The organism is Actinoplanes sp. NPDC049668 (genome assembly GCF_044465445.1).
Classification (GTDB): domain Bacteria; phylum Actinomycetota; class Actinomycetes; order Mycobacteriales; family Micromonosporaceae; genus Actinoplanes.
The window spans coordinates 36,237-57,543 of sequence record NZ_JBITLR010000009.1 but is presented as its reverse complement, the minus strand read 5'-3'; the positions used below and the strand labels follow the sequence as shown (position 1 = coordinate 57,543).

The following is a 21,307-nucleotide window of genomic DNA, read 5'->3' as shown; positions in this document are numbered from 1 at the left end:
CACCTCGGAACCTCACGGCGCGTCGTGAGATTCGACGGGCAGCAGCACCCGGAAGGTGGCGCCGCGGCCGTCGCCGGGTTCCAGCTCCACCCAGCCGCCGTGCCCGTGCACGATCGCCGCGACGATGGAGAGCCCGAGGCCCGAGCCGCCGCCGCGCCCGCGGGTCCGGCTGGAGTCGGCCCGGTACAGCCGTTCGAAGACCCGGGGCGCGTGCGCGGCGGGCACGCCCGGGCCGTCGTCGCTGACCTCGAGGACGGCCAGCGGTACGCCGGTGGTCACCGTTCCGGAGCGCACGGCGCCGGCCGGCGACCGGTGCCCGGCGACCCGGCCGACCCGTACGGTGACCCGGGCGCCGCCGGCGGTGTGCTGCAGCGCGTTCGAGACCAGGTTGGTGGCGACCTGGCGCAGCCCGTGCTCGTCGCCGAGCACGGTCGGCGGCACGAAGGTGTCGGTGTGGTCGTCGAGCGCCGCCAGCCGTACCGGCCGGTCCGGCACCCGGGCGTGCGCGTCGCGGATGGTGTCGGCGGCTATCTCGAGCAGGTCGACCGGCCGCAGCACCGGCGGCCGCTGCAGGTCGAGCCGGGCGAGCAGCAGCAGGTCCTCGACGAGCACGCCCATCCGGCCGGCCTCGCCCTCGATCCGGCTCATCGTCTCGTCGAGCTGCGGCCCGGGCGGTGCGCCGCCGCGGCGGTACAGCTCGGCGAAGCCGCGGATGGAGGTCAGCGGGGTGCGCAGCTCGTGCGAGGCGTCCGCGACGAACTGCCGCAGCCGCTGCTCGGAGGCGGTCCGGGCGGAGACCTCGGCCTCGATCCGGTCCAGCATCAGGTTGAGCGCGCCACCGAGCCGGCCGGGCTCGGTGTGCGGGTCGGTGTCGGCGACCCGGCCGGAGAGGCTGCCCGCCGAGATGGCCGCGGCGAGGCGTTCCATCTCGGTCAGCGGGCGCAGCCCCAGCCGTACCACGAACGCGGAGCCGGCGCCGAGCAGCGCCAGCATCAGCACGGTCACCCCGACGTCGATGAGCAGCAGCCGGTCGCCGGTCTTGGCCACCTCGTCCAGCGAGGAGCCGAGGACCACCGCCCCGCCGGTTCCGGTGCCGGTGTCCGGCACGGCCAGCGCGAGCAGCCGCCAGTCGGCGCTGCCGTCGGCCGCCGCGACCGTGTACGGGCGCCCCCGCCCGGCGTGCTCCAGCACCTCGGCGAGCGGCGCGACCGGTGGCCGGGTCGCGTCGGCGGCCGAGCTTCGGTACGGATCCAGCGTGCCGGCCGCGGTGTAGACGTAGGCGACCTGGTCGGCGCCGACCCGGAACTGCCGGGCCCGGGGCGGGAGGCCGCCGGGCGGCTGCTCGGCGCGCTGTGCGGCGTTGGCGAACGGGCGCGACATCGCGATGAGCTGGTCGTCGATGCGGTCCCGCAGGTAGCTGCGGATCAGCAGCAGGCCCGCGACGTTCGCGGCGATCAGCGCGAGCGCGGCGAGCGCACCGACGACGAGGACCAGGCGCGAGCGCAACGTCCAGTGCCCCCACCGCCGCGGCCTCAGAAGGCTCACTCCTCGCCGCCCCGCGGCAGGCGTAAGGCGTAGCCGACGCCGCGCACGGTGTGGATCAGCGGCGGGTCCGTCTTGTCGATCTTGCGGCGCAGGTAGTACACGTACGACTCGACGATGCGGCCGTCGCCGCCGAAGTCGTACTTCCACACCCGGTCCAGGATCTGCGCCTTGCTGACCACCCGGCCCGCGTTGATCATCAGGTACTTGAGCAGGTTGAACTCGGTCGGCGAGAGGTCGATCAGGCGGCCGGCCCGGCGCACCTCGTGCGCGTCCTCGTCGAGCTCCAGGTCCGCGTAGCGCAGCACGCCGGCGGCGTCCGGCAGGTCCAGCTCCGGCTGGCTGCGCCGCAGGATGGCCCGGATCCGCAGCACCACCTCCTCGAGGCTGAACGGCTTCGTGACGTAGTCGTCGGCCCCGGCGGTGAGCCCGGCGACCCGGTCCTCGACGGCGTCCCGCGCGGTCAGGAACAGCACGGGCGTGCTCCGTCCGGAGGCGCGCAGCCGCCGGGCGACGTCGAAGCCGTCCAGGTCGGGCAGCATCACGTCGAGGACGACCAGGTCGGGCTCGAAGTCCTCGATCGCGATCAGCGCGCCGTGCCCGGACTCCGCGACCCGGACGTCGAACGCGACCAGCCGCAGCGTCGCGGAGAGCAGCGCGGAGATATTGGGCTCGTCGTCGACCACCAGGACCCGGGTCGGGCGGGCCGGCGAGGGCGGATCACTGAGGGCGACGGAGCCGCGTATATCTGTCTGCACCCGGAAGAAATATCAGCGCTTCCTTTGAATTCCGTATGAATCCTCTTGGACCGGCCTGTGCCGATCACCAGGACCGGGCGACGGCCTCGCCCTCGGCCAGACCGGAGGTGATCTCCGTGTACTGGTCGCCGCGCAGGCCGACGCCCACGGCCACCGGCACGCCGCCGCGTAGCACGGTCCCGGTGTCGCCCGCGACGTCGTGCACCGCCGTGCTCGGCACCCGCAGCACGTCGGCGGCCGAGCCGGTGGTCACCCGGACCGCCGCGCTCTGCCCGACCAGCAGCTCCTGCGGCGCGTCGTCGAACGACAGCAGCGCGCCGAAGCGGACCATGGTGCCGTCGTCGGTGCCGACCGGGTCGACCTGCACGACGGTGGCGCCGAAGCTCTCCCCGGCCCGGTCGGCCAGCGTGACGCTCGCCTGCTGCCGGACGGCGAGCCGGTCCGCGTCGGCCTCCGGGAAGTCGGCGCTGATCTGCATGTCGAAGACGTCGGCCAGGGTGACCACGGTGCTGCCGGCGCCGACCTGGCTGCCGACCTTGGCGGCGACCGACAGGATCCGGCCCGCGATCGGCGCGGTGATAGTGGCGCCCTCGAGCTGGTCCTCGGCCTTCTGCACGGCCACCTCGGCCTGGTTGACCCGCTGCCGGGCGTTGAGCACCGCGTCGCCGGAGCCCTGAGCGCCGCCCGCCGGTCCGGCGCCGGCGGCGCAGGGCGCGCCGGCGTCGCCGCCCCGGGTGGGCGAGGTCGCCGGCGCACCGCCGCGGGCGGGCGCCGTGGTCCGGGTGGGTGCGATGGTCGCGGTCGGCGCCGGGCTACTCGGGCCCACGCTCGGCGACGCGGACGCGGCGGTCGGCGTGGGCACCGTGTACGCGGCGGCCGCCACGCCGCAGTCGGCCGAGGCCGGTGACGCGTCGTCGTCCTCCGCCTTCGCGAGCGAGTCCCGCGCCTCGTCGAGGGCGTCGCGGGCGGAGTCGACCGCCTCGGCGGCGTCGGTGTCGTCGATGCTCGCCAGCACCTGGCCGGGCGTCACCATCGTGCCCGCGCGGACCTTGACGGCGTCGACGGTGCCCGCCACCGCGAACGAGAGGCCGCGCGTCTGCGCCGGCTCCACCGTGCCGGTGGTCGCCACCTCGGTGGTCACCGCGCCGCGATCCACCGCGACGCCGGCCGCCGCGGCCGGCCTCTTGTCGGAGCCCGCGGTCAGCACGCCAACAGCACCCGCGGCGAGCAGCAGGATCGCGACGATCCCGGCCGCCGGCCATAGCCACCGCCGGTGTCTCCCGCCCCAGGCGGTCAGGCCGTTACCCATGGTCGGGAAGTGTTGCCGGGCGTCCTCGCCGCCGGCTCGGTCCCACCTCGGAGTTGCCTCGGAGCCGGTTCATAGCGGATTCCGAGCAACGTCCGACGCTGCGGCGAGGTCGGGGGGCTTGCGTGGTCGGTCGTATCCGCGTGAGACAGGAGAGACCGTGCCGAAACTCAGGAACACGTCACCCCGCCGGATCGCGGGGCTGGGCCTCGCGGCCGTTGCGCTGCTGTTCACCGCGACCGCCTGCGGCGGATCGGACGACGCCGGCACCGGGGAATCCGGCGACGGCGGGGGCGGCAACTCCGCGTTCGCCGCGTACACGGAATGCCTGAAGGAGAACGGGGTCACGATCACCATGCCGTCCGGCGGGCCGAGGAACCGGCCGTCCGGCGGCGCGTTCCCGTCGGGCATGCCGCGGCCCTCGGGCAGCGCCGGGCCGGGCGGCGCCGGCTTCCCCGGCGGCGGCGGTTTCGGCCGGCCCGCGGGCGTCGACGACGCGACCTGGGAGAAGGCGCAGTCCGCGTGCGCCTCGCTGCGGCCGAGCGGCGGGCCGGGCAACCGGCCGGGCGGCGGCAACCGGGGCGGGATGAGCGCGGCCTACCGCACCTGCCTGAGCGATCACGGCGTGACGCTGGACCGCGGCGCGCCGGCCACGAACGACCCGGCGGTGGCCGAGGCCGTCGAGGCCTGCCGCGCGCTCGCGCCCAGCACGCCGCCGGCCGGCTGACCCCCGCGCGCCCCGGCTCCCGCTCAGGGCCGGGGCGGCAGGTCCTGCGTGTCCCGCACCTCGTGCCGGCGGCCGCCGCGCCGCTCGGCCTGCTGGCGGCGCCGGCAGGCGACCAGGTGGCTGGCCAGGATCGCCGGCTGCCCGCCGCGGACGCAGATGTCCGCGCCCGCGGTCAGCACCCCGGCGACCAGCGCGCCGCCGGCGGCGTCGTCGACCAGCGCGACGATCCGGGTACGGGCGGGCAGCGCGGCCCGCGCGGCGCCGATCTCCTCGGCGGTGGCGCCGCTGACGACCACGATCTCGGCGTCCAGCGCCTCGCACACGTCGACGGGGTGGCGCACCGACCAGCCGGGCGGCAGGTGCTGGGCCAGCCCGGCGACGCGGCCCTGGTACCCGAGCACCGCGACCACCGGCCGGCTCGGCCCCGGGTTCAGGTCCAGCGCCGGCACGGCCGTGGAGTTCGGCAGGAACGAGCGGTTCGTCTCGTTGAGGTTCAGCTGCAGTAGCATGTCCGCTTCCCCCGGTTCGGGTTGGTTACCCCACCACCCTTCGCCGCCAGGCTGAGGTCACCATGGGCGCCGGCTGTGTGTCTGTTGGCAATGCGCGGCGGCGCTCCGGCGGCGCGACGCCGTGCCGCAAACGATTTCATCCGCGTCCGGAAACGTCAGGAGCATTCGACCGCCATCTATTGACAACCGTCCGCAATGGATTTCACACTCTCCGCAGCACGCCGACTCCTTTCCGGACGTCGCGGAGGCATCGATGGCGGTAACGATCAAGGACGTGGCCCGGGTGGCCGGGGTGTCGCCGTCCACGGTGTGCCGCGCGCTCTCGACGCCGAACCTGGTCCGCGACGAGACCTGCGAGCGGGTCCGGCGCGCGGCGGCCGAGCTCGGCTACTCCCCCAACCGGGCGGCCCGCGGGCTGATCACCGGGCGCACCGCGAACATCGGGCTGATCGTGCCCGACCTCGGCAACCCGTTCTTCCCCGGCGTCGTCAAGGGCATTCAGGCGCGGGCCCGCGAGGCCGACTACGCCGTTTTCCTGGCCGACACCGACGAGGACCCGGCCGCCGAGACCCAGCTGGTCCGCACGCTCGCCAAGCAGGTCGACGGCCTCGTGCTGTGCTCGCCGCGGATGACCGAGCAGGAGCTGCGCGGCTTCGCGGCGGAGACACCGCTGGTGATGCTCAACCGCCGGGTCGGCCGGCTGCCGGCGATCACCTTCGCCAACGTGGACGGCATGCGGCAGGCCGTCACCCACCTCACCGCGCTGGGCCACCGGCGGATCGCGTACGTCGCCGGGCCGCGTACCTCATGGTCCAACCGCGAACGCGCGCGCGGCCTGCGGGCCGCGGCCGCCGCAGCCGGCGCCACCCTCGTCGAGATCGGCCCGGTCCTGCCGCAGTTCGACGGCGGGGTTGCCGCCGCAGACCCGGTGCTCGCCGCCGGCGTCACCGCCGTCATCGCCTACAACGACGTCATCGCGCTGGGCCTGCTCAGCCGCCTGCACGCGCGCGGGATCGCGGTGCCCGCCGCGATCAGCGTGATCGGCTTCGACGACATACCCATGGCGGCGATGGTGCACCCCTCGCTCACCACCGTCGGGCTGCCCATGGAGAGCTGCGGGCGGGCCGGCGTCGACCTGCTGCTCGGCCTGCTGCAGGACCCGGACCGGTACGGCGCCACCCGCCGCGAGCTGGGCACGCAGCTGATGGTCCGCGGCTCGACCGCAGCGCCGCCGAACGCCTGAACCCATCTCCGGAAGAGAGGCCTCCCCATGCCGACATCCGCCCGCCGCGCCACCGCCGCCGCCGCGACCGCCGCCCTGCTGCTCCTCGCCGCCTGCGGCGCACCCGACTCCGGCGGAACCGCCCTGGACACCGACGGCGAGGTACCCGCCAAGCCCGGCAAGGCGGTGACCCTCAACATCCTCGACGTCGCCGGCAACCTGCAGCTCACCCAGCCCATGATCGACGACTTCGTGAGCAAGAACGGCGGTGTGATCAGCAAGGTGACGTACTCCAAGTCGCCGGCGCCGGAGCTGGTCGGCAAGGTCAAGGCGCAGCAGAACGCCGGCCGGGTCGACATCGACCTCGTGCTGACCGGCGTCGACGGGCTCTCCGCCGGCATCGAACAGGGCCTGTGGAACCCGCTGCTGACGCGGTACGGCGACCGGCTGCCCGGCGTACGGGATTATCTGCCCGGCGCCGCGGCCATGCAGAAGCTGGCCGGGGACTCCGGGGTGACCGTCACCTACTATCCGTCCGGCCCGCTGATCGAGTTCCTGCCGGCCAAGGTGCCGAATCCGCCGCGGACCGCGGACGAGCTGCTCGCCTACGCCAAGGCCAACCCCGGCGCCGTGCAGTACGCGCGGCCGTCGAACTCCGGGCCGGGCCGCACGCTGCTGATGGGCCTGCCCTACCTGCTCGGCGACTCCGACCCCAAGGACCCGGTCAACGGCTGGGCCAAGACCTGGGCCTACCTGGCCGAGCTGAACAAGTACGTCACGCTCTACCCGTCCAGCACCGGCGAGACGATGAAGAACCTGGCCAACGGCTCGGCGAAGATCATCGCCTCGACGACCGGCTGGGACATCAACCCGCGGGTGCTCGGCACGGTGCCGAAGGAGGCGGCCGTCGGCACCCTCGAGGGTTTCCACTGGGTGACCGACGCGCACTACGCCGTCGTGCCCAAGGGCGTCTCGACCGACAAGCAGGCGGCGATCCTGCTGCTGCTCGCCCACATGCTCACCAAGGAGCAGCAGGCCAAGGCGTACGACAAGGGCTACTTCTACCCCGGCCCGGCGATCAAGGACGTCGACCTGTCGATGGCGCCGGCGGAGAGCCAGGCGGCCATCAACGAGTTCGGCCGGCCCGAGTACACCGCCCTGATCGCCGGCAACCCCCTCGAGGTGCCGCTCGGCTCGAAGGACCTCGTAGCCGCGTTCGACCGGTGGGACCGCGAGATCGGCGGCGCGAAGGTGTCCAAGTGACCGGATTCAACACCCTGCGGCTGGACGGCGTCAGCCGCAGCTTCGGCGGCCACGAGGCGCTCGCCGGGCTGGACCTGACGATCAAGCGGGGCGAGTTCATCGCCCTGCTCGGCCCGTCCGGCTGCGGCAAGTCGACGGCGCTGAACTGCCTCGCCGGGCTGCTGCCGCTGACCCGCGGCAGCATCTGGCAGGACGAGGCGCGGCTCGACCTGCTGCCGCCGGAGCGGCGCGGCTTCGGCATGGTGTTCCAGAACTACGCCCTCTTCCCGCACCTGCCGGTCCGCCGCAACGTCGCGTTCGGCCTGCAGATGCGCCGGGTGCCCCGCGCGGAGATCCGCCGCCGGGTCGACGAGGCGCTGCGCCTGGTACACCTGGAGGACCAGGCCGGGAAGCTGCCCGGCCAGCTCTCCGGCGGCCAGCAGCAGCGGGTGGCCATCGCCCGGGCGGTCGTGCTCGAGCCGTCGCTGGTGCTGATGGACGAGCCGCTGTCCAACCTCGACGCCAAGCTGCGGCTGGAGATGCGCACCGAGATCCGCCGCCTGCACCAGTCGCTCGGGCTGACCACCGTCTACGTCACCCACGACCAGGAGGAGGCGCTGTCGCTCGCCGACCGCCTCGTGGTGCTGCGTGCGGGGCGCGTGCAGCAGATCGGCACCCCGGAGCAGCTGCACACCGAGCCGGCCAACTGGCACGTCGCCGACTTCATGGGCTACCGCAACCTGCTGCCGCTGCGCGCCGGGCCGCGCCGCGGCGCCGGCATCGTCGTGGAGTTCGAGGGCCGCGAGCTGGTCGGCACCCCGGTGGACGATCCCGCGCCGGGCGCGGACGTGATCGCCGGGGTACGCCCGGAGGACCTGCGGATCGGCCCGGCCGGCGGCACGGGGGTGCCGGCCGTGGTCGAGGTGGTCGAGTACCAGGGCCGCGAGGTGGCCGTCGAGGCGCGCACCGACGGCGGCGTGCCGCTCAACCTGCGCGCGGCCGACCGCCCGGCGGTCGGCGACCGCATCACCGTCACCGTCGAGCCGGCGCGGCTGCTGGTCTTCCCCGCCGGCGGCGATCGATGACCGCCGTCGCCGACCGGCCGGCGCTGCGGCACCGCCTCGCCGAGCGCGGCATCGACCGGCAGCTGCTCCTGCTGATCCCGGCGGCGCTGTTCGTGCTCACCCTCTTCATCTACCCCTTCCTGTACGGCCTGGGCCTGTCGTTCCAGCCGGTCGAGGGCGGGCCGCTGGGGGCGTACCGGGAGTTCTTCACCGACGCGTACCTGCGGGACACCATCGCGACGACGCTGGGGCTGGCGCTGCCGGCGGCGCTGCTCAACGTGCTCGCCTCGGTGCCGATCGCGTACCGGATGCGGGGCCGGTTCCGGGGCCGGCGGCTGCTGACCACCGTGCTGGTCGTGCCGATCACCCTCGGCACCGTGCTGACCGCGCAGGGCCTGCTGAACTTCCTCGGCCCGACCGGCTGGTTCAACCGGACACTGCTCAGCGCCGGCCTCGTCGACGCGCCCGTGCGCCTGACCAACAACTACTGGGGCGTCTTCCTCTCGCTGATCATCACCGGCTTCCCGTTCGCGTTCCTGCTGGTGCTGTCGTACCTGTCGGGCATCGACCCCAGCCTGGAGCGGGCGGCGGCGACCCTCGGCGCCGGGCCGTGGCAGCGCTTCCGGCGGATCACGCTGCCGCTGCTGGCGCCCGGCCTGGCCACCACGTTCTGCCTGACGTTCGTGCTGGCGTTCAGCGTGTTCCCGTCGGCGGTGCTGGTCGGCGACCCCTCCGGCACCACCCGGGTGATGTCGATCGCCGCGTACGACGCTGCGTACGTCCGGTACGACTACCCCCTCGCGGCCGCGGTCGCGGTGCTGATGGGCCTGGTGGAGCTGCTGGTCATCGCGGCGGTGCTCGGGTGGCGCGCGCTGCTCTACACCGGATCGACGGCCGGGGGCAAAGGCTGATGGCCGCCCGGCGCGCGATCGTCGCGACCCCGGCGGCCTGGCTGGTGTGGGGCGCGGTCATCGCGTTCTTCGTCGTCCTGGCCGGAGTGATCTCCTCGGTGGTGGTGAGCTCGTTCGGCACCCAGTGGTTCGACACCTGGCTGCCGGCCGGCTGGACCACCCGGTGGTACGGGCAGTCCTGGGAGGAGTTCACCCTGCTGCCGGTGCTGATCGTGACGCTCGAAGTGTCGGCGCTGGTGGTCGGCCTCTCCCTGCTGATCGGCGTGCCGGCCGCGTACGTGCTGGCCCGGCGGGCGTTCCCCGGCCGCCGGCTGCTCTACCTGCTGTTCCTGCTGCCCATCCTGATGCCGCCGATCACCTACGGCATCCCGCTGGCCACGGTGCTCTACAAGTACGGCTTCGCCGGCAACCTCTCCGGGGTGGTGCTGGCGAACCTGGTGCCGTCGGTGCCGTTCGTGATCCTGACCATGACGCCGTTCATCGAGCAGATCGACCCGGCGGTCGAGCGGGCCGCCCGGATGTGCGGCGCCGGCACCCGGCAGGTGTTCACCCGGATCCTGGCGCCGCTGCTGGTGCCCGGCATCCTGGCCGCCTCGATCCTGGTGCTGGTCCGCACCGTCGGCATGTTCGAGCTGACCTTCCTCACCGCGGGCCCGGACTCGCAGACGCTGGTCGTCGCCCTCTACTACTCGATGTCCGCCGCCGGCATCCGCGCGCAGCAGTCCATCGACGCCATGGCGGTCATCTACACCTCGATGATGCTGGTGCTGCTCGTGCTGGCGCTGCGCTTCGTCAACCCGACCCAGCTGGTCGCCCGGGTCCGCGAGGACGGTGACTGAGGTGCGGATCGCCGCCGCGCGGGTGATCGTGACGTGCCCGGGCCGCAACTTCGTGACGCTGAAGATCGTCACCGACGAGGGCGTGACCGGGGTCGGCGACGCCACCCTGAACGGGCGCGAGCAGGCCGTCGCCGCGTACCTGGCCGAGCACGTCGTGCCGTTCCTGATCGGCCGGGATCCGGCCCGGATCGAGGACACCTGGCAGGCGCTGTACAAGGGCGCGTACTGGCGGCGGGGTCCGGTCACGATGAGCGCGATCGCGGCCGTGGACACCGCGCTCTGGGACATCAAGGGCAAGGTCGCGGGTCTGCCGGTTTACCAGCTACTCGGCGGCCGGTCCCGCGACGGCGTGACCGTGTACGGGCACGCCGCCGCCGAGACCGTCGACGGGCTGCTGGCCGACGTGGCCCGGCTGACCGCCGCGGGCTACCGGGCCGTGCGCGTGCAGACCGCCGTGCCCGGCCTGCCCACCACGTACGGGGTGAGCGCGGACCCGCGCACCTACGAGCCGGCCGGCTCGGCGCTGCCCGCCGAGGCGGTGTGGTCGACGCCGCGCTACCTGGCGCACGTGCCGGGAGTGCTGGCCCGGGTCCGCGCCGAGTTCGGCCCCGACCTGCGCCTGCTGCACGACGCGCACCACCGGCTCACCCCGATCGAGGCCGCCGCGCTCGGCCGCGACCTCGAGCCGTACCGGCTGACCTGGCTGGAGGACCCGGTACCCGCGGAGCTGCAGGAGGGCTACCGGCTGATCCGCCGGCACACCACCACGCCGCTGGCCGTCGGGGAGGTGTTCAACAGCATCTGGGACTGCCGGCGGCTGATCACGGAGCAGCTGATCGACTACATCCGGACCAGCGTCGTGCACGCCGGCGGGATCAGCCACCTGCGCCGCATCTTCGACCTGGCGAGCCTCTACCACGTGCGCAGCGGCTCGCACGGCGCGACCGACCTGTCGCCGGTGTGCCTGGCCGCCGCGCTGCACGTCGATATCGCCATCCCCAACTTCGGCCTGCAGGAGTACATGCCGCACACCGCCGAGACCGACGCGGTGTTCCCGCACGGCTACCGCTTCGCCGACGGCTACCTGCACCCGTCGCAGGAGCCCGGCCTCGGCGTGGACATCGACGAGGAGCTCGCCGCGCGGTACCCGTACCGCCCGGCGTCGCTGCCGCTGAACCGCCTCGAGGACGGCACGCTGCACAGCTGGTGACGACGCGGAGTGTGTCCTGCGTCAACCAGTCTCAACCGGCGGGATCCGAAGCCGAAATGGGGGTTTCCGATCAGCGTTGTTAGGGGCACGGGGCATGTTGGGTCGTCTTCGGGTAGGAGCACGCCTCGCCGTGTCGTTCAGCCTGCTCATCGCGCTGCTGGCGGTCACCGCCGGGGCCGGCTGGTGGGGCATGCGGACCCAGGACCGGGTGGAGCGCGAGATCGCCGACCTGACCGTGTCCCGCGAGGCGGTGCTGCGGTTCCTGTACAACGTCGGCGAGGTCACCGGCTGGCAGGGCCTGGTGGTGGCCGACGCCGGCGTGATCGGCGGCGCGGCCGCGACCGCGCCGGACTCCTACAACCGGGCCGGCGTGCTGAGCACCAAGACCACCATCTACCAGGCGCTGGACGCGCTCGACGCGGCGCCGATGCCGGCCGACGAGCGCGCCGCCGCGGCGCCGCTGCGGGAGATCTGGGACGGCTTCTTCCGCGCCGACGACGAGATCGTGGCGCTGCTGCGCCAGGAGACGGCGCCGGCGCGGGCCGCCGCGCTGAAGTCGATCAACGAGGGCGACTCCAGCGACGCCTACACGGACACCATCGAGATCACCGACCGGCTGCAGGCCGCCAGCGCGGCCCGGGGCGTCGCCCTGCGCGCCGACATGGAGTCCGCCCGGCGCGTCGGCAACCTGGCCCTGGCCGGCACGCTGGGCGCGGCGGTGCTGCTGGCGCTGATCGCCGGCGTGGCCGTCAGCCGCTCCATCGTGCGCCCCCTGCGCACGGTGATGGACACCCTCGCCCGGCTCGCGGACGGCGACCTGCGGGCCCGGGTCGGCCTGCGCCGCCGCGACGAGCTGGGCGAACTCGCGGAAGCGGTCGACCGGAGCACCTCGGCACTGCAGACGGCGATGCGGCAGGTCCAGTCCGGCGCCGGCGCCGTCGGCGACGTCTCCGGGCAGCTGTCCAGCGTCGCGGAGCGCATGGCCACCTCGGCCGAGCGGGCGCGCCTGCGCGCCACCGAGGTGTCGGCGGAGGCCGACAACGTGCTCGGCAACCTGCGCACCGTCGTCGCGGGCAGCGGCGAGGTCGGCAGCGCGATCGCCCGGATGGCCACCAGCGCCGACGCGGCGGCGCAGGTCGCCGGCGAGGCGGTCAGCACCGCCGAGGACACCGGCCACACGATCGGCCGGCTCGGCACCTCGTCCACCGAGATCAGCAACATCGTCCGGCTGATCAACGGCATCGCCGGTCAGACCAACCTGCTGGCGCTCAACGCCACCATCGAGGCGGCCCGCGCCGGCGAGCAGGGCAAGGGCTTCGCGGTCGTCGCCGGCGAGGTCAAGGACCTCGCGCAGGAGACCGCCCGCGCCACCGGCGACATCACCGAGAAGGTCCGGGCCATCCAGGCCGACACCGACTCGGCCGTCGAGGCGATCAACACCATCAGCGAGGTCATCCGCCGCATCGACGGCTTCCAGGAGACCGTCAGCGCCGCCATCGACGAACAGACCGTCGCGTCGGCGAACATCAGCGCCAGCCTCGACGAGGCGGCCGGCAGCGGCGAGCGGATCGCCGACGCCATGACCCACCTCGCCCAGACCACCGACGAGACCGCCCGCGACGTGGAGTCGGCCGGCAGCGCCGCCACCGAACTCGCCCAGGCCAGCCACGCCCTGCACACCGCCATCGCCGAGTTCAAGATCTAGGCGGCACCCGGGCCGGGCGGCGGGGTGAGACTGTGGACAGTGATGTCGGGATGACCGCCGTACGCCTCGGGAATGCCCGTGACCACGATCCCCGCCAGACCGCGAGCCTCATGAAGCACGTGAGCGACCTGCAACGGGCTGGTGAGCGGGCGGTACGCGACCGGGTTGATGATCCGCGGCCTGGCCAGCCGGCCGACCTCGAGCGCGCCGTGCGCTCCTAGCGGGAGTTCGACCAGGCCGCGCAACCGCAGGATGTGGTCCCACATGGCCGCGTTGACGCCGAGGACGGCCTGCGCTTCGGCGATCGCAGCAGTCGGCACACCGATGGCGACCTGCCCGGCGGCGGCCCGGTCCAGCAGCTGCATCAGCATCGGATGGCCGTGGAAGAGCTCGACGATGGCGCTGGCGTCGAGGACCCTGGGCGGGCTGTAGTCGCTCACCGATCGAGGATCGCCGATCCCCGGAGGGTCAGGCCGCGCGGGGGGTGCGGCCGGCCGTGGTCGCGGCGTGCAGGGCGTTGCCGGCGGCGATCCAGGCGGCGAACTCGGTGCGCTGTTGGTGGGACGGGCCGGTCCAGTCCAGGCCGGCGAGAGCCGCGAACCGTTGCGAGGCGCTCTGCTCCTGGCCCTGGCCCTGGCCCTGGTCGGCGTCGCTGTTCATGTGACTACGGTAGCGCCGCCGCTACAGGGTTGTACACGGCGGCACCGACTGGACGGCACGCTGCGCGGCTGGTGACGGCTGTCCCATCGATTGGAGTGCCGGTCGGTGCGGCGAGGGCTGTCTGCGATCATCGGTCCGGCTCATGGCACCTGGGGAGGTCGCATGCCGGACGACGAAGGTGGCCCCTCCGGGCCGGAGACGCGGCTCACGGCGGCCGGCACGCTGGTGACCATCGGAGCGCTACTGCTGCTTATCGGCTGGGTCCGCGACGAGGGCGTGGGAGACCACGGCCTGCCTCCGGTCGCCGGCCGGTGGCTGGGAGTGCTCGTGGTGCTGCTGTGCGCCCTAGTCGCGGCGGTGCGGCACCAGGAGACGCCCGGGACGGCGACTCGCCGCCGCTGGGTGATCACCGCGGTCACCGTGTTCGCCGTGCTGGCGGCCACCACGTTCCACGTCGTCGACGGGCTGCGCCGCTACGGTGACGGCTACCCGGGCGTGGTGGCCCCGCTCGGCGTGGTCGGCGGAGTGGCGGTCATCGCCGGCCTGCTGCTCGGCGCCGTCCGGCCGGCCGATGGGCGCTGGCGGCGGTGGAGCGTCCGGCGGCTCGCCGCGGTCGCCTGCGTATCGGCGCTGCTCGTGGCCGCGTGCGTGCCGGTGGCGCTCACCTCCGGCGGCTGGGCGGTCAGGTCGGCCACCGCGAGCGCGGCGGCCGTGCCGCCCGTACCAGCAACGGTGTCCAGGGTCGGCTGGACCACCCCGATGCCGGGACCGGTGCGCGACGTACGCCCGGCCGGGGCGGGCGCGGTCGTGCTGCTCTCGGACGGCGTCGTCGGCGTCGACGGCCTCAGCGGCGCGATCCGCTGGTCCTACCGGCGGTTGGGCGCACGGGCGGCCTGGATGGTGGCCAGCCCCGACGGCGGGTCGGTGGTGCTGGGAATGCTCCCGCCGGGGGACGGCGGCGCCGACACGATGCTGATCCTGGACGCCGTGACCGGTGCCGTCCGGTCCACCGGCGGCTACTCCGCCGACCTCGCGAACCCACACCAGGAGATGATCACCGACGACGTCCTGGTGGGCCGAGGGCTGTGGGACAACGACCGCGACTACCCGGCGTTCTCGCTGCGTGACGGCAGCACGGCGTGGACCTGGCGCCGGCCGGAAGGCTGTCGCGGCGAGGGGATCCGCGCGGTGGGCGCGCTGCACCACCGGATCATCATCTCCGCGAAGTGCGGCGCCGAGTCGAGGTTCGTCGTGCTCGACAGCGCCACCGGCCGTCAGGTCGCCGAGCATGTCGTCGCAATCTCGGAGCGGGGAAGCCTGCCGCCGGAGGTGGTCATCGCACCGGACCGGTCCCTGGCGCTGCTGAAGGCCTACGAGGCGGTACGACCGGAACAGGCCGTCCAGCTGCTCGACGGCGAGAGTGACCGGATCCTGCCGATGCCGGTTCCGCTGTACAGACTGATCGGGCACGGCCTGGCGACGGACGGCAAGATCTCGAAACCGCCCCTGCTGCGCGACGCCCGGACCGGCGAGGTGCGCTACCAGCAGGAGGTCAGCAGCTGTGCGTTCTCCGGCGTCCTGCTGGAGAGCATGGTCCTGTGCGTGCTGCGTGGCGACTACAGCTGGGTCACGACGTTCCTCGACACCGGTAAGGCCACCCTGACGCTCACCCCGCTGGCGACGCAACAGCCCGTCGACCTGCCGGTGGAACTCGGGCCACGCAGTAAGCGCGACGTCGACCGCCCGCTGGAGCTGGTCGCGGCCAACGGCGCGGTGATCGTCTGGTCCGGCATCGACGGCCGGGACGGCTCCGGCAACGTCCTGGTCGGGCTCCGGTAACCGTTCAGGCGTTCCAGGCGTCGATGACCTCGTTGCCGTGCTCGAAGCCGAGCGTGGACAGCGTCGCGGTGCCGAGCTTGAGCAGGCCGCCGCCGCTCGCGGGCAGGCCGATCCAGCGGGCGCCGGTCACCCGCAGCGAGTGGCCGTGGGCGACCAGGGCGACGTCGCCGCCGTCCAGGAAGGTCCGGGCCCGGGCCAGCGCACGGTCGACCCGGGTGGCGACCTGCTCCGGCGACTCGCCGCCGGGTGCGCCGTCGGTCCACAGGGACCAGCCGGGCCGGGTCTCGTGGATGACCGCGGTGGTGATGCCCTCGTACTCGCCGTAGTTCCACTCGGCGAGGTCCTCGGTGGTCTCGGTGACGGCGAGCCCGGCGAGCTCGGCGGTGCGCAGCGCCCGCCGGCGCGGGCTGGAGATCACGGCCGCGAACGACCTGCCCGCGAGCCGCTGTCCCGCGGCCCGCGCCTGGCGCTCGCCGTCACCGGTCAAATCGAGATCCGTGTACGAGGTGTGCCGCCCTACCGCGCTCCACTCGGTCTGCCCGTGCCGGATGAGCACGATCTCCCCCATGACGGTCCCCTCTCGCTCCCGTCCAGTTGTACCGTGTCAGCCGGCCAGCAGGTCCTCGAACGAGGTGGTGAGCGCGAAGGGATCCGCGACGGTGGCCGGCTCCCGGCGGTCGATCTCGCGGGCCAGTTCGCCGGCCGCCCGGTCGATCCGGCCGCGCAGCCGGACCTGCGACTCCTCGCCGCCCCAGTCCTGGGTGGCCGCGAAGACCGAGGTCGGCACGGTGACCGCCCGCAGGTACGCGAACATCGGCCGCATGGCGTGCTCCAGCGCGAGCGAGTGCCGTTCCGTGCCGCCGGTCGCCGCGATCAGCACCGGCTTGTCGGCCAGGTCGTCGCCGTCGAGCACGTCGAAGAACGACTTGAACAGCCCGCTGTAGGAGGCGTTGAAGACGGGGGTCACCGCGATCAGCGCGTCGGCGGACCGGACGGCGTCCAGCGCCGCGCCGAGCTCGGCCGGCGGGAAGCCGGTCAGCAGGTGGTTCATCAGGTCGTGCGCGAGGTCGCGCAGCTCGACCACGCGGACGTTCAGCCGCACGCCGAGGCCGGCGGCCGCGCCCACCGCCGCCGCGGACAACCGGTCCGCGAGCAGCCGGGTGGACGACGGCCGGCCCAGGCCCGCCGACACGACTACCAGGTTGCGCTCCCTCATGCCTGCTCACCCTCCTGCTGCTGTTCCTTGCGCCGGGCCGCCGCGAGCAGCGACGCGTGAGTCGGCGCCTCGGGCACGTGCGCGGGCCGCAGCGCCGCGAACTCCTTGCGCAGCACCGGGACGACCTCCTCGCCGAGCAGGTCGAGCTGTTCGAGCACCGTCTTGAGCGGCAGGCCGGCGTGGTCCAGCAGGAACAGCTGGCGCTGGTAGTCGCCGACGTAGTCGCGGAAGCCCAGGGTGCGGTCGATGACCTGCTGCGGGCTGCCGACCGTCAGCGGGGTCTCGCGACTGAAGTCCTCCAGCGAGGGGCCGTGGCCGTACACGGGCGCGTTGTCGAAGTAGGGCCGGAACTCGTTCACCGCGTCCTGGGAGTTGCGGCGCATGAAGACCTGCCCGCCGAGGCCGACGATCGCCTGGTCCGCGCCGCCGTGGCCGTAGTGCGCGTAGCGCTCCCGGTAGAGCTCGACCATCCGCTGGGTGTGCGAGGCCGGCCAGAAGATGTGGTTGGCGAAGAAGCCGTCGCCGTAGAACGCGGCCTGCTCGGCGATCTCGGGGCTGCGGATCGAGCCGTGCCAGACGAACGGCGGTACGCCGTCGAGCGGGCGCGGCGTCGAGGTGAACGACTGCAGCGGCGTGCGGAAGCGGCCCTCCCAGTCGACGGTGTGCTCGCGCCACAGGCGGTGCAGCAGCGCGTAGTTCTCGACCGCGAGGGGGATGCCGGCGCGGATGTCCTTGCCGAACCACGGGTAGACCGGGCCGGTGTTGCCCCGGCCCATCATCAGGTCGACGCGGCCGTCGGCGAGATGCTGGAGCATCGCGTAGTCCTCGGCGATCTTGACCGGGTCGTTCGTCGTGATCAGCGTCGTGGACGTCGAGAGCAACAGCCGCTCGGTCTGCGCGGCGATGTAGCCGAGCATCGTGGTCGGCGAGGACGGCACGAAGGGCTCGTTGTGGTGCTCGCCCGTCGCGAAGACGTCGAGGCCGACCTCCTCCGCCTTCCTGGCGATCGTCACCATCGCCTTGATCCGCGCCTGCTCGCTCGGCGCCCGCCCGTTCGTGGGGTCGGGCGTGACGTCGCCGACGGTGAAGATCCCGAATTGCATGACCGCTCCTGAGCTCCGGCCCGGGCTGGAGCGCCCGGACTGACCCGCACAACGTCTTTGACTCGTCAACTATTTCATAGTCAGAGAGTTGTAAGGAAGCGAGGGCCGGATCACAGCGCGGCGATCAGCGCACCCAGCGCCGAGGCCTGGGTGCGCCAGTCCCGGGCGTTCGGGTATCCCGCGGGCGACTGACCGTTCCAGCGCTGCCCGAGCCGGTTGAGCGAGTCCCGGTCGGCGGCCCAGATGCTGTCCGCCTGCGTACGCGCATAGGCACGGTAGCCCGCCACGCCCGTCGCGTCGGCGAGGTCGCCCAGGTAGCGCATGAAGATGCCCTTGAACTGCTTGCCGTTGTCGTCGCAGGTGGCCGTCGGCGAGTCGCAGGACTCGGTGAGGATCCCGTTCCTGGTGAGCACCGGGCTCGCCATGGCGGCGTCCGCCAGCCGCCGGGACGCGGCGAGCACGTTCGCGTCGCCGGTGGCGCGCCACACCTCGAGCGAGGCGCCGATCGCCAGCCCTTGGTTGTAGGTGTGCACGGTCTGCCCGTTGTTCGCGCAGCCGCGGGTGAGGCCGTCGTTCACCAGCCCGGCAGAGTTGATCATGCCGCTGGCCGCGAACCAGTTCCAGCCGGTACGCGCCCGGTTAAGCCAGGCGGTGTCGCCCGGCAGCCGGTTGTGCAGCGCGGCGGCGAGGCGGACGTACAGGCCGGCGGTCACCGCGTTCTTGTACGTGCGCTCGCGGTCCCACCACACTCCCCCGCCGCAGGTGGAGGTGTCCCAGAAGCCGTGCACGTAGTTCGCGATCGTCACCGCCTCGTCGCGGTACCTCGCCTCGCCGGTCAGGTCGTACGCCCGCACCCAGGCCAGGCCCCACCAGGCGGCGTCGTCGATCGCCCGGCTGATGAAGTGGCCCTCGATCGGGTCGCTGCTCTTCACCCCGGCCGGGAACGCGACCTTGTTGACCTCGAAGGTGCGCTCCACGATCCACCGGTGGTCGGTGCGCCCGGTGCGCTTCATCCAGTCCATCAGCGTCGTGACGGCCACCGCCGAGTTCCACCAGCTCGACGGCCACCACGCCGTGTCCGGCCGGTACGCGTACATCAGCGCGTCGGCCGCCGCGGCCGCCCGGTCGTTCGCGGGCCGGGCCCAGGCCGTGCAGGCGCCGTTGGCGCCCGTGACCGCCCGGCCGCAGGCGCGCAGCGCGCCGCCGTACAGCAGGGAACCGGGTTCGCGGGCCGCGAAGAGCGCGGTGCGCGCGGAGCTCGCGCCCGCCGGGGTCGTGGTGCGGCCGAGCGAGGAGCCGCCGGGCCAGCTCGCGCCCTCGTTCCACGACCGGTCGAGCCAGATCTCGTCGCCGGCGGCGCCGTTGCCGATGGTCGCCCAGGCCATGCCGCGGCCGTCGACGTGCAGGGCGATGGTCCGCCCGGCGAGGGCGGCCGGGCCGACCGGCTGGGTGTCGCCGGAGTTGCCGGCCTCGCCGTCGCAGGCCACGTCGCAGGCGCGCACCCGGACCCAGTCGGTGCACTGGATGCCGGCGGCGTCGCCGCAGGCCCGGATCATGCCGCGCCGGTGGCCCGCCGGGTCGGCGAGGTTGTACATGAGCGTGCGGGTGCCGGTCCAGGTGCCGGGGACGGCGGCCTTGCCGAGCAGGCCGTCCCAGGTGGCGCCGCCGTCCCAGGTCCGGTCCAGCCAGACGGCGTCGCCGACGGCGCCGAGGTCGATGCTGCCCCAGGCCATCGCGTCGGCCGCGGAGAGATGCAGGGAGATCCGCCGCCCGTTCTGGATCCGGTCGGGCACGGGGAAGGTGTCCTGCCGGGCGGTCGACGGGTCCCGGGTGTCGCAGGAGACCGAGCAGACGGCCGGCGCGGCGGCGACGGCGGGCGCCGCCGGCACGAACAGCCCGGTGAGCGCGAGGGTGAGGACGAGGACGGCTCGCTTCATGCTTCATATATTGATAGCCGTCGACTTATTTTGGCAATGGTTGTTAACAGATCGACGGCCCGTTGAGGCTGCCGTTGAAGCTGTTCCACGACTGCGACACCAGCGCGGGTGCCAGATAGCCGCCGCCCGCGCCGGGCTGCACCGGCAGGCCCGGCACCTGCTTGTCGTAGGGGACGCGGATCGTCGCGCCCTGGATGACCAGTCCGTTGTTGAGGCAGGTCGTCTGCGCGACGAAGCCCTGCACGGTGCCCCGCCGAGTAGGAGTCGCCGGAGCAGCCGTACATCGAGCCGTTGTAGTACCGCATGTTGAGCCGCCACAGCATTGAGGTAGCTGGGAATAAGAGCGATACGACCGGAGCGCCCAAGGCCACTAGAGTCGCCACATGCCGGACACCACTCCGACCTGGCGCATCGTCGAGGACGATGTCGTGCGGGGGCGGCAACGCCTGATCTTCGTCCGTGAACGAGAGCACTACGTCCTGACCACACTCTGCGTCTACGCCGATGGCGTCGTCGCCTGGCGGTGGAAGTGGACCGACTTCGACGGCCTCCGTGCCGCGTTCGACGACGGCACATTGACCCTGGCGCCGCCCGAGAACGCGAAGATCATCGTTGCCGGTACTGCCGCCGGCCCAGCATGGCTGGAGTCCTGGCTGACAGTCGAACTGGTGATCGGCGACCTCGTCGACGAGTTGGACCGGCTCAATGACCGGCCGGACTCCTCCGAACGCTGCTGGGACGCACTGATCGCCTACGCCGCCGAGCCGACCCCTGCCAACCTGGAGATCGTCCGCGAGCGATACCACGCGGTGCCCGAACACCGGCGGATCTACATGCTCGGCGACATGGACCAGAACGACGTACCCGTGCGGACCCTGCTCGCCGAACTGGGCGAGACGGTCCCGGCCCGGCACCCGGACCACACGCTCACCGTGACGCCCGAGGAGCGAGAGTGGGCGCTGGAGTACTTCCGCCGGAGCGAGCGCGCAATCGCCGAGTCGCGGAAGCGGAGCGCGGCGGACGGGCCGGAGACCGCGATCGCGATTCCGCTGCGGATGGGCGTACACGTCTACCCGAACGGCTGGCCGGAGCCCCCGGGTCCCGAAGTGCTGCAGACCGACTATCCGGCGCTGGTCGTGCACGGCGGGCGGGAGTACCCCACCGTCGCGCACGCATACTGGGCGCTGTCCACAGACGACGCCGCCTGGCACGACCGGATCGCCGCCGCTGAGCACGGCATTGACGCCCGGGTCATCGCCGAGGAGGCACCCCGGCGGGACGACTGGACCGCAATCCGGCTCGGTGTGATGGCCGCGCTCATACGGGACAAGTTCGACCGGCATCCGGCGATGGCTCGACAGCTGAGAGAGACCGGCGACGCTCGACTGCTCTACAGCGATTGGGGATCGCGGTACTGGAGTTCGGACGGCACCAACTGGCTGGGGCGGCTGCTGGAGTTGGTGCGGTCGGAGCTCGCGGGGCGGTGAAATGCGAATCACCGGCCCGGAGGTGCCCGG

21 protein-coding genes are annotated in these 21,307 nt (G+C 73.1%); 10 read left to right on the top strand and 11 right to left on the bottom strand.

Annotated features, from left to right (window positions below):
• Positions 1-12 precede the first annotated feature (12 nt).
• The 3 genes from ACIBSW_RS33670 to ACIBSW_RS33660 all read right to left on the bottom strand — a co-directional run bounded on the left by ACIBSW_RS33670 (position 13) and on the right by ACIBSW_RS33660 (position 3,609).
• Positions 13-1,545, bottom strand: coding sequence for a HAMP domain-containing sensor histidine kinase (locus ACIBSW_RS33670; RefSeq protein ID WP_354725919.1), 1,533 nt, complete (start codon positions 1,543-1,545; stop codon positions 13-15).
• On the bottom strand, positions 1,542-2,300 hold the full coding sequence (locus ACIBSW_RS33665) for a response regulator transcription factor (protein ID WP_354725921.1): 759 nt from the start codon (positions 2,298-2,300) through the stop codon (positions 1,542-1,544). The genes ACIBSW_RS33670 and ACIBSW_RS33665 overlap by 4 nt, the downstream gene beginning before the upstream one ends.
• A 64-nt stretch (positions 2,301-2,364) precedes the next feature.
• Positions 2,365-3,609, bottom strand: a complete 1,245-nt coding sequence (locus tag ACIBSW_RS33660) for an efflux RND transporter periplasmic adaptor subunit (protein WP_354725923.1) — start codon at positions 3,607-3,609, stop codon at positions 2,365-2,367.
• A gap of 157 nt (positions 3,610-3,766) precedes the next feature.
• Between ACIBSW_RS33660 and ACIBSW_RS33655 the strand changes: the two genes are divergently transcribed.
• Positions 3,767-4,333, top strand: a complete 567-nt coding sequence (locus tag ACIBSW_RS33655; protein ID WP_354725925.1) for a hypothetical protein — start codon at positions 3,767-3,769, stop codon at positions 4,331-4,333.
• A 23-nt stretch (positions 4,334-4,356) separates the two neighbouring features.
• On the opposite strand, the gene ACIBSW_RS33650 is transcribed toward ACIBSW_RS33655, so the two are convergent.
• The gene (locus ACIBSW_RS33650) at positions 4,357-4,842 is read right to left on the bottom strand and encodes a hypothetical protein (RefSeq protein WP_354725926.1); all 486 of its coding nucleotides are present in this window, start codon (positions 4,840-4,842) and stop codon (positions 4,357-4,359) included.
• 253 nt (positions 4,843-5,095) lie between these two features.
• Between ACIBSW_RS33650 and ACIBSW_RS33645 the strand changes: the two genes are divergently transcribed.
• From ACIBSW_RS33645 to ACIBSW_RS33615, 7 genes are all read left to right on the top strand, one after another.
• Positions 5,096-6,085, top strand: coding sequence for a LacI family DNA-binding transcriptional regulator (locus ACIBSW_RS33645; protein WP_354725927.1), 990 nt, complete (start codon positions 5,096-5,098; stop codon positions 6,083-6,085).
• Between the two features lie 27 nt (positions 6,086-6,112).
• A complete protein-coding gene (locus ACIBSW_RS33640) occupies positions 6,113-7,327 on the top strand; it encodes an extracellular solute-binding protein (protein WP_354725928.1) in 1,215 nt (404 codons plus the stop codon).
• Positions 7,324-8,391: an ABC transporter ATP-binding protein gene (locus tag ACIBSW_RS33635; RefSeq protein ID WP_354725930.1), complete on the top strand. Its 1,068-nt coding sequence runs from the start codon at positions 7,324-7,326 to the stop codon at positions 8,389-8,391. Before ACIBSW_RS33640 ends, ACIBSW_RS33635 begins: the two co-directional genes overlap by 4 nt.
• Entirely contained in the window at positions 8,388-9,281 is an 894-nt protein-coding gene (locus ACIBSW_RS33630) for a sugar ABC transporter permease (protein WP_354725931.1), read from the top strand. Before ACIBSW_RS33635 ends, ACIBSW_RS33630 begins: the two co-directional genes overlap by 4 nt.
• Positions 9,281-10,120, top strand: a complete 840-nt coding sequence (locus ACIBSW_RS33625; protein ID WP_354725933.1) for an ABC transporter permease subunit — start codon at positions 9,281-9,283, stop codon at positions 10,118-10,120. Before ACIBSW_RS33630 ends, ACIBSW_RS33625 begins: the two co-directional genes overlap by 1 nt.
• 1 nt (position 10,121) lies before the next feature.
• Positions 10,122-11,330, top strand: coding sequence for a D-mannonate dehydratase ManD (gene manD, locus ACIBSW_RS33620; RefSeq protein WP_354725935.1), 1,209 nt, complete (start codon positions 10,122-10,124; stop codon positions 11,328-11,330).
• A 130-nt stretch (positions 11,331-11,460) separates the two neighbouring features.
• Entirely contained in the window at positions 11,461-13,035 is a 1,575-nt protein-coding gene (locus ACIBSW_RS33615; protein WP_354725937.1) for a methyl-accepting chemotaxis protein, read from the top strand.
• On the opposite strand, the gene ACIBSW_RS33610 is transcribed toward ACIBSW_RS33615, so the two are convergent.
• Both ACIBSW_RS33610 and ACIBSW_RS33605 read right to left on the bottom strand, forming a co-directional pair.
• On the bottom strand, positions 13,032-13,475 hold the full coding sequence (locus ACIBSW_RS33610) for a hypothetical protein (RefSeq protein ID WP_354725939.1): 444 nt from the start codon (positions 13,473-13,475) through the stop codon (positions 13,032-13,034). The two genes, ACIBSW_RS33615 and ACIBSW_RS33610, sit on opposite strands and share 4 nt — an antisense overlap.
• A gap of 28 nt (positions 13,476-13,503) precedes the next feature.
• Entirely contained in the window at positions 13,504-13,695 is a 192-nt protein-coding gene (locus tag ACIBSW_RS33605) for a hypothetical protein (RefSeq protein WP_354725941.1), read from the bottom strand.
• A gap of 162 nt (positions 13,696-13,857) precedes the next feature.
• Here ACIBSW_RS33605 and ACIBSW_RS33600 point away from each other — a divergent pair, with 162 nt between their 5' ends.
• Positions 13,858-15,534, top strand: a complete 1,677-nt coding sequence (locus tag ACIBSW_RS33600) for a hypothetical protein (RefSeq protein WP_354725943.1) — start codon at positions 13,858-13,860, stop codon at positions 15,532-15,534.
• Between the two features lie 4 nt (positions 15,535-15,538).
• On the opposite strand, the gene ACIBSW_RS33595 is transcribed toward ACIBSW_RS33600, so the two are convergent.
• The 5 genes from ACIBSW_RS33595 to ACIBSW_RS33575 form a co-directional block, all read right to left on the bottom strand.
• A complete protein-coding gene (locus ACIBSW_RS33595; protein WP_354725944.1) occupies positions 15,539-16,102 on the bottom strand; it encodes a histidine phosphatase family protein in 564 nt (187 codons plus the stop codon).
• 36 nt (positions 16,103-16,138) lie between these two features.
• Positions 16,139-16,750, bottom strand: a complete 612-nt coding sequence (locus ACIBSW_RS33590) for an FMN reductase (RefSeq protein ID WP_354725945.1) — start codon at positions 16,748-16,750, stop codon at positions 16,139-16,141.
• The gene (locus ACIBSW_RS33585) at positions 16,747-17,853 is read right to left on the bottom strand and encodes an LLM class flavin-dependent oxidoreductase (protein WP_354725947.1); all 1,107 of its coding nucleotides are present in this window, start codon (positions 17,851-17,853) and stop codon (positions 16,747-16,749) included. The genes ACIBSW_RS33590 and ACIBSW_RS33585 overlap by 4 nt, the downstream gene beginning before the upstream one ends.
• A gap of 110 nt (positions 17,854-17,963) precedes the next feature.
• On the bottom strand, positions 17,964-19,790 hold the full coding sequence (locus ACIBSW_RS33580) for a glycoside hydrolase family 76 protein (RefSeq protein WP_354725949.1): 1,827 nt from the start codon (positions 19,788-19,790) through the stop codon (positions 17,964-17,966).
• A gap of 43 nt (positions 19,791-19,833) precedes the next feature.
• Positions 19,834-20,034 (bottom strand): hypothetical protein, encoded by a 201-nt coding sequence (locus ACIBSW_RS33575; protein ID WP_354725951.1) that lies wholly within the window; start codon positions 20,032-20,034, stop codon positions 19,834-19,836.
• A 139-nt stretch (positions 20,035-20,173) separates the two neighbouring features.
• Here ACIBSW_RS33575 and ACIBSW_RS33570 point away from each other — a divergent pair, with 139 nt between their 5' ends.
• The gene (locus ACIBSW_RS33570; protein ID WP_354725953.1) at positions 20,174-21,277 is read left to right on the top strand and encodes an NADAR family protein; all 1,104 of its coding nucleotides are present in this window, start codon (positions 20,174-20,176) and stop codon (positions 21,275-21,277) included.
• Positions 21,278-21,307: the final 30 nt, after the last annotated feature.

What these genes read in the sequence shown, in the direction of transcription:
- ACIBSW_RS33660 (WP_354725923.1), bottom strand. Translation starts at nt 3,609, where the DNA reads ATGGGTAACGGCCTGACCGCCTGGGGCGGGAGACACCGGCGGTGGCTA.
- ACIBSW_RS33650 (WP_354725926.1), bottom strand. Translation starts at nt 4,842, where the DNA reads ATGCTACTGCAGCTGAACCTCAACGAGACGAACCGCTCGTTCCTGCCG.
- ACIBSW_RS33645 (WP_354725927.1), top strand. Translation starts at nt 5,096, where the DNA reads ATGGCGGTAACGATCAAGGACGTGGCCCGGGTGGCCGGGGTGTCGCCG.
- ACIBSW_RS33640 (WP_354725928.1), top strand. Translation starts at nt 6,113, where the DNA reads ATGCCGACATCCGCCCGCCGCGCCACCGCCGCCGCCGCGACCGCCGCC.
- ACIBSW_RS33630 (WP_354725931.1), top strand. Translation starts at nt 8,388, where the DNA reads ATGACCGCCGTCGCCGACCGGCCGGCGCTGCGGCACCGCCTCGCCGAG.
- ACIBSW_RS33625 (WP_354725933.1), top strand. Translation starts at nt 9,281, where the DNA reads ATGGCCGCCCGGCGCGCGATCGTCGCGACCCCGGCGGCCTGGCTGGTG.
- ACIBSW_RS33605 (WP_354725941.1), bottom strand. Translation starts at nt 13,695, where the DNA reads ATGAACAGCGACGCCGACCAGGGCCAGGGCCAGGGCCAGGAGCAGAGC.
- ACIBSW_RS33600 (WP_354725943.1), top strand. Translation starts at nt 13,858, where the DNA reads ATGCCGGACGACGAAGGTGGCCCCTCCGGGCCGGAGACGCGGCTCACG.
- ACIBSW_RS33595 (WP_354725944.1), bottom strand. Translation starts at nt 16,102, where the DNA reads ATGGGGGAGATCGTGCTCATCCGGCACGGGCAGACCGAGTGGAGCGCG.
- ACIBSW_RS33590 (WP_354725945.1), bottom strand. Translation starts at nt 16,750, where the DNA reads ATGAGGGAGCGCAACCTGGTAGTCGTGTCGGCGGGCCTGGGCCGGCCG.
- ACIBSW_RS33585 (WP_354725947.1), bottom strand. Translation starts at nt 17,853, where the DNA reads ATGCAATTCGGGATCTTCACCGTCGGCGACGTCACGCCCGACCCCACG.
- ACIBSW_RS33580 (WP_354725949.1), bottom strand. Translation starts at nt 19,790, where the DNA reads ATGAAGCGAGCCGTCCTCGTCCTCACCCTCGCGCTCACCGGGCTGTTC.
- ACIBSW_RS33570 (WP_354725953.1), top strand. Translation starts at nt 20,174, where the DNA reads ATGCCGGACACCACTCCGACCTGGCGCATCGTCGAGGACGATGTCGTG.